The 12,454-nt window shown below is 53.3% G+C and carries 14 protein-coding genes; 7 read left to right on the forward strand and 7 right to left on the reverse strand.

What is annotated here, in order from left to right:
• Positions 1–96: 96 nt before the first annotated feature.
• The 3 genes from AC27KL_RS13855 to AC27KL_RS13865 all read right to left on the reverse strand — a co-directional run bounded on the left by AC27KL_RS13855 (position 97) and on the right by AC27KL_RS13865 (position 2,486).
• A complete protein-coding gene (locus AC27KL_RS13855) occupies positions 97–1,062 on the reverse strand; it encodes a helix-turn-helix transcriptional regulator (protein WP_339323754.1) in 966 nt (321 codons plus the stop codon).
• Positions 1,063–1,213: 151 nt separating this feature from the next.
• Entirely contained in the window at positions 1,214–1,912 is a 699-nt protein-coding gene (locus AC27KL_RS13860) for a hypothetical protein (protein ID WP_487170062.1), read from the reverse strand.
• A 415-nt stretch (positions 1,913–2,327) separates the two neighbouring features.
• The gene (locus AC27KL_RS13865) at positions 2,328–2,486 is read right to left on the reverse strand and encodes a hypothetical protein (RefSeq protein ID WP_197069977.1); all 159 of its coding nucleotides are present in this window, start codon (positions 2,484–2,486) and stop codon (positions 2,328–2,330) included.
• A 246-nt stretch (positions 2,487–2,732) separates the two neighbouring features.
• Between AC27KL_RS13865 and AC27KL_RS13870 the strand changes: the two genes are divergently transcribed.
• From AC27KL_RS13870 to AC27KL_RS13880, 3 genes are all read left to right on the forward strand, one after another.
• Positions 2,733–3,179: a hypothetical protein gene (locus AC27KL_RS13870; protein ID WP_339323752.1), complete on the forward strand. Its 447-nt coding sequence runs from the start codon at positions 2,733–2,735 to the stop codon at positions 3,177–3,179.
• A 32-nt stretch (positions 3,180–3,211) separates the two neighbouring features.
• A complete protein-coding gene (locus AC27KL_RS13875; protein ID WP_487170063.1) occupies positions 3,212–3,913 on the forward strand; it encodes an AIM24 family protein in 702 nt (233 codons plus the stop codon).
• A gap of 68 nt (positions 3,914–3,981) precedes the next feature.
• Entirely contained in the window at positions 3,982–5,256 is a 1,275-nt protein-coding gene (locus AC27KL_RS13880; protein WP_487170064.1) for an MFS transporter, read from the forward strand.
• Positions 5,257–5,273: 17 nt separating this feature from the next.
• On the opposite strand, the gene AC27KL_RS13885 is transcribed toward AC27KL_RS13880, so the two are convergent.
• Both AC27KL_RS13885 and AC27KL_RS13890 read right to left on the reverse strand, forming a co-directional pair.
• Positions 5,274–6,152: an EcsC family protein gene (locus AC27KL_RS13885; RefSeq protein ID WP_487170065.1), complete on the reverse strand. Its 879-nt coding sequence runs from the start codon at positions 6,150–6,152 to the stop codon at positions 5,274–5,276.
• A 100-nt stretch (positions 6,153–6,252) separates the two neighbouring features.
• The gene (locus tag AC27KL_RS13890) at positions 6,253–6,708 is read right to left on the reverse strand and encodes an Lrp/AsnC family transcriptional regulator (protein ID WP_212948225.1); all 456 of its coding nucleotides are present in this window, start codon (positions 6,706–6,708) and stop codon (positions 6,253–6,255) included.
• Positions 6,709–6,946: 238 nt separating this feature from the next.
• On the opposite strand from AC27KL_RS13890, the gene AC27KL_RS13895 reads away from it, so the two are divergent.
• From AC27KL_RS13895 to AC27KL_RS13905, 3 genes are all read left to right on the forward strand, one after another.
• Complete coding sequence (locus AC27KL_RS13895) at positions 6,947–7,774, forward strand: sulfite exporter TauE/SafE family protein (protein WP_487170066.1); 828 nt, start codon at positions 6,947–6,949, stop codon at positions 7,772–7,774.
• A 1-nt stretch (position 7,775) separates the two neighbouring features.
• On the forward strand, positions 7,776–8,135 hold the full coding sequence (locus AC27KL_RS13900; protein ID WP_212948228.1) for a DUF1634 domain-containing protein: 360 nt from the start codon (positions 7,776–7,778) through the stop codon (positions 8,133–8,135).
• Positions 8,136–8,354: 219 nt separating this feature from the next.
• Positions 8,355–8,615 carry a hypothetical protein gene (locus tag AC27KL_RS13905; protein WP_487170067.1) on the forward strand — a complete coding sequence of 87 codons (261 nt, stop codon included), beginning with the start codon at positions 8,355–8,357 and terminating at the stop codon, positions 8,613–8,615.
• A gap of 26 nt (positions 8,616–8,641) precedes the next feature.
• On the opposite strand, the gene AC27KL_RS13910 is transcribed toward AC27KL_RS13905, so the two are convergent.
• Positions 8,642–10,543, reverse strand: coding sequence for an ATP-binding protein (locus tag AC27KL_RS13910; protein WP_487170068.1), 1,902 nt, complete (start codon positions 10,541–10,543; stop codon positions 8,642–8,644).
• A gap of 264 nt (positions 10,544–10,807) precedes the next feature.
• Between AC27KL_RS13910 and AC27KL_RS13915 the strand changes: the two genes are divergently transcribed.
• Positions 10,808–11,212: a hypothetical protein gene (locus AC27KL_RS13915; RefSeq protein WP_487170069.1), complete on the forward strand. Its 405-nt coding sequence runs from the start codon at positions 10,808–10,810 to the stop codon at positions 11,210–11,212.
• 100 nt (positions 11,213–11,312) lie between these two features.
• Here the strand turns inward: AC27KL_RS13915 and AC27KL_RS13920 are convergent, their stop codons facing one another.
• Positions 11,313–12,338: a YeiH family protein gene (locus tag AC27KL_RS13920; protein ID WP_339323745.1), complete on the reverse strand. Its 1,026-nt coding sequence runs from the start codon at positions 12,336–12,338 to the stop codon at positions 11,313–11,315.
• Positions 12,339–12,454: the final 116 nt, after the last annotated feature.

The following is a 12,454-nucleotide window of genomic DNA, read 5'->3' on the forward strand; positions in this document are numbered from 1 at the left end:
GAGTCAGCCAGAGACTGGGGCCAGCCTGTCGGCTGTGGCGGTTTTAAATGCCGGCATGTCCCCGATCGTTCGCGCCAAAAAACCTATCATCGTCATTCAGCCATATACCGCAAGCCATTTTTTCAATTCGCGTTTCATCATTTCGCGATACTGCGCGGGCTCGATAATCTCCGCCTCGGATCCGAATTGGGACAGCCAGCTCATAAAGCCCGGAACATCTTCGACGGTGACGTCGATGATGACGCTCCCGTCTTTCTCCTCCGATTGCGCCAGAGGAATGATCGATTCCTTTTCCTTGTATTTGGGGATCGCCGCAGCGGTGAGTCTTATCTTAAAATCTACCGTTTCTTTCTCTTCATTTCCTCGGAAATGTGGGTGCCATTCTTGCTGCATATTGGTATGTACTTTGATAAAAACGTCATCCAGCACGACGACCCGCGCAAAATATTTTAACCTATAGGTATACAGTTTTCCCGTATTATGATTTCGTCCCACGAGGTAAAATCGGTGCTGCCAAGGAACAAGGATATACGGATCGATTTTGCCGTACAGAAGCTCGTTTCGCTCGGGAACGTAATATTCCGCTTGAATGATTTGCTGCGACAACGTCGCAAACAAGATCGGGATAAGATATTGCGACTGTTCCTCCGTTTCCTCGTTCCAGGCCCCTTTTGCCATGAGACTGTCCTGATCGTCAAGCTCGGTCTCCAGTCGTTCCGCCCGTTGTTTGTGATGGGCTGCCATCACCTTTTCGTAAGCTCCTTCAAATCCGCCGGGGAGCAGCGGCTTGACCTGGTGCATCACCTTCGCCAGCGCCGTAAAGGATTGAAGCTCCTCTTCGGTCCAATCAAGCGGATACAAGGCAAAGCTGCCGATAAACCTGTAACCTTTTCCGTATCCGAGATGAGTGATGGGTATATGCATGGCGCTTAACGCTTCCATATCGCGATAAATGGTACGTTCGGTGGTACTGCACCTCTCCGCAAGCTCTCTGGCCAAAATGCCCGGTTTGGCTTGAACGAGAGTAATGATACGCATCAATCGAATCAATCTGTCAGTCATGTGGATTCTCCTAGCTCGTATAGTAAATTAGACTCATATCCATTTTGCGTAATGTAGTCCATTCGACTTGCAGCAAAGTGAATCCTGCCTGATAAATCCGATCCCGCTTACGGCCGCTGACGTCAACCGCAGGCGCTTCGAAAACAGGGGGCTAACCATTTTTGATCTTCAGAACCTTATGATTCCGGTACGTCCCGATATAATGCTCGCTAAGCTGATAAAGCATGTCCGCCTCTTCCAGCAAACGTTCGTCCGTATGGCGCGCCGCTTCGATCAGCATCTCGTCCCCTTTTCGGCGCAGCAGCCATTCCCCGCGTTCGATGTCGCCGTTTTCGAACAAATGGATGGCTTCCTTCAAAATGCTTTGGGTTTCCAGCAGCATGACGTGTTTCCTGACATGAAAGCTCTCCGGCTGTTGCAGCAATCCGGTATGGTACGTGTAGTTCATATATAATTCCTTCACAGGAAGTTCCTTGATCCGTTCCTTGTTTTTTTCTTTGAATTTCCACTGGGCGGACAAAACGCCATGCATGCCGGCGCTTTGGGGCTGAAGAGCAAGCTCGATGGCCAGAAACTGCTTCACGCCGTCATACAGATGACCAAGAGGAATCATGAGTGATTGACCCAGGTTTTTCATCGCCTTCGCTCCGTGGATGCGGACCAAAGCAACTTGCGGTTCAAGCCATAAGTGCAGTTGCACATCTTGGGCGATCAGTTTGGGCGTGTTTCTTCTTCTGGATTGGCGGAAGGATCCCCCGTACCACTCAACCAACAAAGTGACTGTATTGGAGCCGCTTGCAAGAATATGACTCCGGTTCCATGTAAAATTTTCCTGAATACCTGAATGCAAGGATTTCACCCCTCTTCATGTCATCTTTCTATCGTACCAAGATCGACTGACATCATTATGTCATGGAACGTATGTTCGCATGATATATTTCTTTCATGTTAGCATATTTTCAACAGCCAGCGAAGATATTTGGCGATTTTTAATTCCCCCCCATCCTTGCTCAGATGCGCAAAAAGACCTACTCAATACCCATTATAGTATATAAGAACTACACAAAAATAAATGTCGAATTGTGTAACTATGGGTTGAAATAAAAATATTATTTTGCCGGGCGCGCAGCAAACTTCACACTTTCGGCCCATTTCGGCAAAAACACCGAAAAAAGCCCGAATCCCTTCGGATTTCGGACTTTTACGCACGGTTATGATATGATGTAAAAAAGGGCTGGATCATTCCTATAAACGAAGGCAGGCTTTCAGCCCGCCACCGGTCCGGTTCCGGTACCGGACGCCTTGTCGGCTAGCGGGTTCGCCGCTACCGGCGCGTAAGTGACCTTGTCGATCCAGATCTCCCTGCCGACAGGTTTGCCGTTTACCGTGATCAGCATTTTTTTGTATTGGTGTTCTTTTTCCATAACGATCTCTCCTTTTGCGTTTGACGATTTTTCTTCTTAGCGAACCTTTCGCGCAGCGCCTGCAGGCCTTGCGGGATATCGGCTGTCTATGTACAAACATGTACAAGCTTTTTTAACATTGGAATGGGAAGCGGGATCCATCCTGGAAGGGACGGTATCCGCTTCTTTACGATATTTTTTTAAACGGGCGAACCTGGAATGAAACAACCGGGGCTTGTTCCATTTTATGCATCAGGTGGTGTAATCATGACCAAAAGAAAACGGCGCAACGGTTTCGCTTTGCCGCAATTCGCCGTCCTATTTCTGATTCTCTTCTTCGGCCCGGCTCTTTTTCCGCCTCCCGCAAGCGCCAATTATTTTAACGATTTCTATAACGGCGTGGAGAAGTTTTCCGGTCTGCCGGGGGAAGTCAACGAACTGAAGGAAAGCTATCGGCAAACGCTGGACGAGCTGGATCGGGCCAAAGAAAGCGCCAAGGCATTCGAGGAGCAAAACGCGGAGCTCGTGCAGCAAAACCGTCAGCTGGCCGAAACCGTCAACGAGCTGAAGAAACAAAGCGATCTGAAGGACGCCAAAGCCCGAAAATTCAAAACGATGCTGATTGCCGTCATTTTGCTTGTGGCAGGGTATTTTATCGGGATACGCGTACTGAGGTTCTTGATGCGGCGTTCGAACCGTCGAGTGCGGCGGTAGCCTCGGATCGCACCAGAAAGGGGAAAGCGTTTTTGAATATCGATATCCGGGAATCCGGGGGAGAAGTCGGCCAAGCCGTTGATTTTGCGCTTCGTTCCGGCGAAACCGTGCATATTCTTCATCCGGAGCAAATCATCACGTACCGCGGGCCTTCCGACGGCCGCAGCGACCGTTTGATGAACGTCAAGGGTATGTACCGCAAAAAGAAGCTGATTCAGGCGGATCTAAGCGGGCCGTGCGAGTTTACCGCCGCCCTGCCTCCCGGGTTTGCCGTCAAAGCGGTGGAGCTTCGGGAAGGCAGCGATTTGCTGTACGATTTCCGCAACATTTTCTTTTACAGTTCGGGCATCGAAATGCAGGCGCGGATTCTGCACATCAAAAACATGCTGATCACGAAAGACGCGGTCAAAATGAAATTTTCGGGCGCGGGCACGATCGGGCTGTTGACGGAAGGCGCGGTGTACGAAGCCGAACTTCGCCAAAGCGAACCGCTTTACGTGGATGCCCGCAGCCTCGTCGCTTATCCCGAAAACGCCAAGCTGGAATTGACCGTATACGGCAACACGCTGGCCAGCCAGCACATGAACTACCAATGGAAAATGACGGGCAGCGGAACGGTGCTGTTCCATGCGGGACCCAAAGGAAGGCGCCTGCAAAAAGAGATGGACCAGGACCATATTTTAAAGCGGATATTGCGCGAGGTGATTCCTTTCGGAGGGGTCATCATCAAGTAAGGGGTATACGCCTACCCATTATCTGTCATATAATCTCCTTATCCATTCGATGAGATCAGGAGGTCCACATGTCAGTTCCAACCGTCAATACCGCCGCGCCGCAAAAAGAACGGCAGCCTCTGGCCGGCACCGACGCCGGCGCCACCGTCTTCCGCATCCTGATTGCGATCAGTCTCGTTCATTTGTTCAACGATTCGATTCAGTCGGTCATACCGGCGATCTTTCCGATTTTGCGCAGCTCGATGCATTTGAACTACACGCAAATCGGCTGGATTTCCTTTGCCATAAATTTCACTTCTTCCATCATGCAGCCCGTAGTGGGCTGGTTTGCGGACCGCAAGCCGAAGCCGGCGCTGCTGCCGATCGGCATGGGATTTACCTTTACGGGCATGCTTCTTCTTGCCTTCGCGGAATCTTATCCGGCGGTGCTGATTGCCGTCGTCTTCGTCGGCCTTGGTTCGGCGGCCTTCCACCCCGAGGGGTCGAGAGTCGCCCATATGGCTTCCGGCTCGCGCAGAGGTTTGGCCCAGTCCATCTTCCAGGTCGGCGGCAACGCCGGCCAGTCCCTCGCTCCGATGCTGACGATGTGGATCTTCATTCCGCTCGGATTGTTCGGGTCGATCTGGTTCACCCTTGTCGCCGGAGCGGGCATCGCCGTCCAGATGTACATCGCCAGATGGTACGGCCGCAAGCTCCAAAGCGGAGCCCAGGTAAAGAAAAAGGCGCAAGCGCGCCGGTTGAAACCCGAGGTGCGCACCAAGGTCAGATTTGCGATCGTCATGCTTGTCGTGCTGGTTTTCGTCCGTTCCTGGTACAGCTCTTCGATCAGTACCTTTTTTCCGTTTTATTTGATCGATCATTTCGGACTCAGCGTCGACGACGCGCAAATATTCATTTTCCTGTTCCTTGGCGCGGGAGCCGTGGGCACCTTCTTCGGCGGTCCGGTCGCGGACCGGATCGGCAAGCGAAACGTCATTTTTGCTTCCATGGTGCTTGCCGCGCCGCTGGCGCTGCTCCTGCCGCATGTCGGGTTATGGGGCGTCGGCGTCCTCCTTGCGCTGCTTGGGCTGATCGTCTTCTCCAGCTTTTCGGTCACCGTCGTATATGCCCAGATGCTGTTTCCGGGAAAAATCGGCACCGTATCGGGGCTGATTACGGGTCTTGCATTCGGGCTGGGCGGCCTCGGGGCGCTTGTGCTCGGCAAATGGATCGACCTGGCCGGCGTCAATACGGTCATGGCCATTTGCAGCTTCCTGCCGCTCCTGGGCATCCTGACGTTCCTGCTTCCTTCCGACCAGCAGCTGAACCGGTGGTCCGGCGAAAGCGACGAAACGAAATCCTGATCCCGCGGGCATGGCCATCAACGATCCGAATCGTTGATGGCCATGTTTTTTTCGTTCAGCCGCGCCAAAATTCTGCGCTTGCGGTACAGCATTTTCCCCGCCTCCGCCACGTCCCCGATCGTCTCTTTATTGCTGATGGAGCCGAAAATCATGCCGGCTACCGGAATGAGCTGAAACAGCTTTTTCGTGCCGAAGCTGTCCCGGTACGTTTGCACGACCTCCCGCCATCCCTGGATTTGGGAAAAGACCTGGAGCTCCTTGTCCTCGCGCTCGAACAGCGCAAGCTCTTCCAGCACCGCTTTTTTTCCGACGACGTCGGCGGAAGCGAACTGAAGGCATTTTACGATAAAAATCCGTTCCTGCTCCGTGCGGGGATCATAACCGTAACAAACCGCGATTTCCTGCAGCACCTTCAGCGACAAGCCTAATACCATGGGAATGTCCGCGGCCAGCGTAAACACGCCGCCGACACCCGTCGTCGCGCCCTGCACCGCTGCGAATTTGACGCGTCCGCGGATCAGCTCCTCCGCCGTCCGGTCCATGATCGCAAGCGGCAGCTCCCGCGCCTGTTCCAGCGTAAGCCCGCCTTGGGGTTCGTCAATCGTTCCCCCTGCCGCCAAAGTTCCGCTATATTGCTGCCGATTCTGCTCAAGCAGCCTGAGCACGCTTTTGGGCTGAACGAGATATTGCCCGCCGGTCTGCATAAACCTTCCCATTTCCCCGAGCAAATCCCCAAGCTTATCGCGGATCAGCTTCGGCGTGACTTTGTCCAGCAGCATAAAAGGAAGGCGGCTCAGCTTCTCCCAGAAAAAGACCTGCTTCTGCTCCTTCTCCCATGCTTCGATGTTCTGCAGTTCCTTTTGCAGATCAATGTCTTCATCCCAATCTTCTTTCATATTTTTATACGCTCCTCTCATGAACCCGCCTTTTAGGCAAACGAAAATCATTCTTCGGGTATCACCCCTGCAAGTCGGAAATACTGAGGACAAAGGGAAATTAAATCAATAGGCCTTCCCGCTCCTTGAACCTTTTGATCAAAAATTCGCTGTGGACGCCCGTGATGCCTTCCAGCTTCCGAAGCCTTGCGAGATAGCGCTCGACGTGCTCCTGATCGTCCATCAAGGCATGAACGTGCAGGTGCGGGCCGCCGCTCATCTGATATACGCTCGTAATTTCCTCGTCGCCAAGCAGCTGCTCGGCGACGGTTTCCAGCCGGCTCCATTCCACGTCGATGTTAAAATATACGGACATGTTTTTGCCTGCTTTGATCGGATTGACCGTCACGGTAAATTTGTCGATGATCCCCTGTTCCATCAGATGGTTCACCCGTTCCCGGACGGCCGCGCGCGTCAGATTGACAAGCCTGCCGAGCTCGGCGTGGCTCAGTCTGCCGTTATCCAGCAAATGTTTGAGGATCATTTCGTCTTTTTCGTCCAATTGTTTAAATCGCATGGGTCTTCCTCCTCTTCCATGTTAGCGAGCCTCCTTCGGAACGGCTGCCGGTATTTTACAATGTAATTAAAATCGCAATTAAAACATCCGATTGTATATTAATTATTTTACAATCGTTGTATAATAAACCGGTAATCGATTCGATTGTCAAATCAATCTACTTCCTAGTTTACAAGTACTACGGAGGAAAAAGCAATCGGGTTCATTTTTATCGAGAGGAAGGTGTTCTACCTTGGTCATGTATTCATTGGAAATCCTTCTGATCTCCATTTTGGCCGGCATCGTCGGATCCGTTCTGGGGCTGGGAGGGGGCATCATCGTGACTCCGGCCTTGACGCTGCTTTTCGGCGTCAGCATCGAGCATGCCATCGGCGCCAGCATCATTTCCGTCATCGCGACGTCGAGCGGATCGGCGATCGCTTATATACGCGACCGCATCACCAATCTTCGCGTCGGCATGTTCCTTGAGATCGCCACGACTGTCGGCGCCATTACCGGCGCCTTTATCGGAGGACTGATCGCCCCCAATCTTCTGTATATCATTTTCGGCCTGCTGCTGGTCTATTCGGCGGTCAATATGATCAAAAGAAAAAAAGGCGGCCAGCAGGAGCAGATCGCCATGCATCCCGCCGCCGCCAAGCTGAAGCTCGGGGGAAGCTATTACGACAAAGCGTCTCAAGAGCAAATCACTTATAATGTAGGAAATGTGTATGGAGGGTTCGGCGTCATGTACGGCGCGGGCGTCGTATCCGGGTTGCTTGGCATCGGCAGCGGCAGCTTTAAAGTCATGGCGATGGACGTGTTCATGAAACTGCCGCTGAAGGTTTCCACCGCGACGAGCAACTTCATGATGGGAGTCACCGCCGCCGCCAGCGCGGGCGTATACCTGCTGCGCGGGGATATCGATCCGCATATCGCCGGGCCCGTCGCCCTTGGCGTACTTGCGGGGGCTACGATCGGGGCGCAGATCATGCAGCGGATGAAGAGCAAAACGATCCGCATGCTGTTTATCCCGGTGCTCCTTTATGTCGCGTTTCAAATGATTTATGAAGGAGTGGCATTGTAGCATGAACGAAAACAGCGAAATTCAAGACGTCGAACTTGCCGTCAGCCGCTGGCTCCGGATCGGCGTTATCATCAGCGCCGCCGTCATCATCCTTGGCCTCATCCTGCTTTTTATTCAGGGCGGAAGCGGGTACCCCGGAGACACTTACCCGCACGATCTGCCGGACATTTTCCGCGGTCTGATCGAGCTCAAGCCCTATGCCGTGATCACGGTGGGATTGATGCTGCTGATCCTTACGCCGGTGCTGCGGGTCGCGATTTCGATTTGGGTTTTTGTCCGGGAAGGCGACAAGCTGTACGTCGTTATCACGTCCATCGTTTTGATCATTCTGATCGTCAGCTTTGCGCTTGGCAAAGCCTGATAGAAGGAGCAGACAGCGCGAGCAGGAGGCTTCTATCTGTCGGATGCTTCCATGATGCCATGAAAAAAAGCAGAAGGAGCCCTTCTGCTTTTTTGCTTTTCTTCGTCCATTTTAAGCCGCTGCGGGAACTGCATTCCCTTGCCGAACATAATCTACTGTGAGTACGTTATGCGTTTTATCCGGTTGAATCAAGGTTTATGAAAGGAGTGTTCTGTACCCATGCGTGGAAAGAACTGCAATGCCTCCGTCAGTCAGCGCAGCGCTTCTAATAGCCAGCGAAACCATTCCCTTAATCAACGCAATAACTCCCTTAATCAACGTAACGGCTCCCCCGGCCAACGCAATAACTTCCTTAGCCAACGCGCTACCAAAGAGCTTGCCCTGGTTGCGGCGGTTTTGTTTTTGATCGCGGCAACGATCAGCCTTTATCTGGCATGGCTGGACTTGCGGGGAGGCGGCACGGAGGAGGTTCTGGTGTAAGGTCCAAGGCGGTCCCGGCCCCTGCTTTACCCTTTTGGCCCGTCTGCTTTCGGGAAACGGACGACGACCTCCGTTCCGATCCCTTTGCCGCTCTTGAATTCGATCCGCCCCTGCATCGCTTCAATGATTCGGAACGTGACCATCAGCCCGAGGCCGGTGCCTTTCGTTTTGTTCGAAAAATAAGGCTCGCCAAGCCTTGCAAGTTCGGCGGGCTCCATGCCTTCGCCGTTGTCCTGGATATGGATGACGATTTCATGCTTTTGGGCGTAAGCCCAAATCAGGATTTGTCCTTCCTCCCGCAGCGCTTCAATGCTGTTTTTGACGATATTGATAAAGGCCTGCTTGAATTTCGAAGAATTCCCTTGAACATATAAGCCTGGCGGAATTCTTGACGTAATTTTGCTCCCTTGGAAGTTCGCCATCGGAATCAGAATCCCTTCAATATGACGGAACTCGTCGGCCAGGTCCAGCAGCTGAACCTGGTCGATTTCCGGTTTGGCGAAGGTCAGAAAATCGGTGATGATGCCCGAAGCGCGGTCAAGCTCCTCCAAAGCGAGGTTCAGATATTCCTTTTCCTTGCTTCCCGACTTTTTTTCCAGCAATTGCAGGAACCCGCGCGTCACCTGGAGCGGATTGCGCACCTCATGCGCGACGGACGCCGCAAGCTCGCTGATGATCTCCATTTTCTCCGAGCGCTGAAGCTCCGTATTGAACCTTTCCAGTTCCTTCGAATAGATGAGAATCTGACGGTGGTTTTGCGCAAACCGTTGGCCAAGCACGGCGATCAGCGCGATCGCAAACCCGAGCACCCCCCATTTCCACCAAAACAGCTCGTATTTCCCCCCGCTGCCCAAATAGCAAGCCATTTCAACCATGACGGTGAGGCCGAACACGGCAAACCCCAGCGTAAAAATCAACGCGTTCCGGTTCCCTTTGGCCGCATACCAGGTGGAGCTCGCAATCAGCAGAACGACCTGCAAAATGATCAGGTAACCGAGCGTTTTGACCGAAAACAGGTCGTAAATGGCGATAAGCCGGTCGTGGAGCGCGACGTTAACGGCCAGTAAAACGAGACAAAAAGCCGAATAAACGACTTGGAATTTCCGGAAATGCCGGATCAGATGTTTATACCCCGTGCCGACCGTTTTTTCGAAGAAAAAAGTCGTTGCCGGCAGCAGCGTCAGCAGCGCCATGTCGTAAATGACCAAAAAACACTGTCCGTATCGGTTAAACAGGCTGTATAACAGCGGCGAATAAGTCAAAATCAAAACGCCGATCGACGTCAGCACGGCCGTTAACGCCAGCCAGGAGGCCAAATGGCTTTTGCGCATAAACAAAGCGGGAATCAGCATCATGACGCCGAGGAAAACCATGGAGCTGCCCAAAATCAAATCGTCCATATTGGATTGGACGTACTGCTTAAGCAGCGACGCGTAATCCCCCGAAAGAACGTCCCCCCCGATTCCGATCCGGTTCCGCTCCTTCTCCGACACGATTTGGACCTGCAGCGTTTTCCCTTCGTCTTCGGGGCGCAACGGAAGCAAAATTTTATGGACGTCATACATATAGCTGCGGGCCTGCTCGTAAATTTTTCGTTCGTTTAGATAAATCACGATCCGTTCGCCGTAGACCTTTTTCAGCAGCAATGCCGGAGTGCCTTCCGGCAGTCCCGGCACGACGGTCCGGTACCATGCCTCTTTGTCATGTTGGGCGGGCCGGGGAAGCTCCCGCAGCGAATCAAGCCGCCGCCAGCCCCCGTCTTTCTGGTCCGGCTCCGAAAGCGGCGGGCTCCATTTGAACTCCCACTCCCACCGGCCATCCCCCTCCCCCGAAGCCGAAGCCGGCACAGCCGATAAAGAAATGGCGCCAAGGAAATTTCCTATGACGAGAACCAGTAGAATGATGACTTTTTGCAACGATATTTTCATAGGACACACCCCAAATTGGTTCGAATGATGTAAGGCCAACCGACAAAATCGCCCGGCATTCCGCAACATCTCTTTGGGTTCATTATGTTCGATTCCAAAACTTTGCGCAATTTCCCGACACCGAAATGGTTCGGAAGTCCGGCAGGCATGCGGCATTTTACAGCCCGAACCAATTTAAGGTTTATTTCCGTCCGTTTCGGGTAAGGGTAAATATGAATCCCAGACCATTGCATGGAACTATTTCATGAAAAGGAGATGAAGCGAATGCCCGAACCTTACAAATCCGAAGCCGACTGGACCTATGAACGTTATCAAAATGCCGGGGACCATCCCGCCGAGGACGGCCTGCCCGCGGACGATTTACGCGACGTGAACACCGAAACGGCGCAAAGCATTTCCGCGGAACCTGACGCGGCCGACGTGGAATTTTATGTCCGTTCGGACATGAGCGACGAGCTCGGCGGCCGTCGGGAGACAACCTCCGGGCAAGCCGTCGAGGCAGGCGCCGATGAAAGCGGCGAAGAAAGCGGGGATGAATATACCGAGCTGGAAGACGTGCCCGATGCGGACGACATCCAAATGGACAGCCCCGTCGACCCCGTGGCGACCATCGAGGATATGCATGGTACCGACCTGATCAACGGCTTTGACGGCGACGAGACGGAGTAACATGCGGACGTTCTTCAAATAGAAACGAAAGTCTAACGCAGGACATGAAAAAACGGCCCCGGATCACGGCGGCCGTTTTGATGTTTTTTACGCTGCTTTTTTATGCGAACCCCAGCACATGAACCAGCAATAAACCGAGGCCGGCGAGCACGACGGATCCCAACGCTCCGGCGGCAAACGGTTTGACCCCGTTGCGGCGGAAGAAGGCAAAATCCACGTTCAGGCCAAGCCCTGCCATCGCCATGGCGATCAGGATATACGCGAGGTTGATGATTTGCGCGGTCACCGCATGCGGAATGATGCCGAGCGAATTGACGCCGCTCATCAGCAGGAAGCCGAGGACGAACCATGGGATTTGTATTTTGCTTTTTTGCGCCGTCCCCTCCTGCTTGCGGCTTGCCCAATATCCGACGCACAGCGAGACGGGAACCAGCAGCGCGACCCGGGTTAGCTTAACGATAACGGACATATCCTCCGCCTCCTTGCCGCCGGGAGCCGCTGCCGCGATGGCGTGCGCCACCTCGTGCAGCGTGCCGCCCGCAAACGCGCCGTACGCAGAAGGCGTCAGTCCGAGGAACGGGTAAAGCCCGACATATAGCAGCGTAAACAACGTGCCGAGGATCGCGACGGTCGCCGCGCCGACGGCGGTTTCCTGCTCTCTCGCTTTGATCAGCGGCGCGATGGCCACAACCGCGGCGGCGCCGCAAATGGCCGTCCCGCATGCCGTCAATAGCGCCAGCGGACGGTCCACTTTAAACAGTCTCGCCAATCCGTATACAACAAAGATCGTTACCGTAATATTTATGGCGGCAATCAATACGACCCTTGGCCCGGCATGGGCGATATCCACCAAATTCAGCCGCATCCCCAGCAGGATGATACCGAAACGAAGCAGCTTTTTGTTGGAAAAACCTACACCCGGCATAATCGATTCCGGCACGCCGACCGCCGCCTTGTAGATCATGCCTAGAATAATGGCCAGAACCAGCTGACCCATAATGCTCAGAAACGGAAGCAGCGACAGCCCCTTGGCAAGCAAAGATAAAATGAGCGTCAAGCCGATCCCCAACATAAATGCGTTTGTGTTCCTTTTTCTGCGCGGAGCCGCAGATTCCCTTGAAATCATGGCATTGCATCCCCTTTGTTTTCACTCGGTGTTCTCATACGCTCACTATAAAGTCGGCCGGCGGGGAAGGGAAATACCGATTTGCTATCCCTATCATGAGGAAAACTTATCATTGG

The sequence above is a fragment of the Paenibacillus sp. YAE3 genome, from assembly GCF_057546105.1.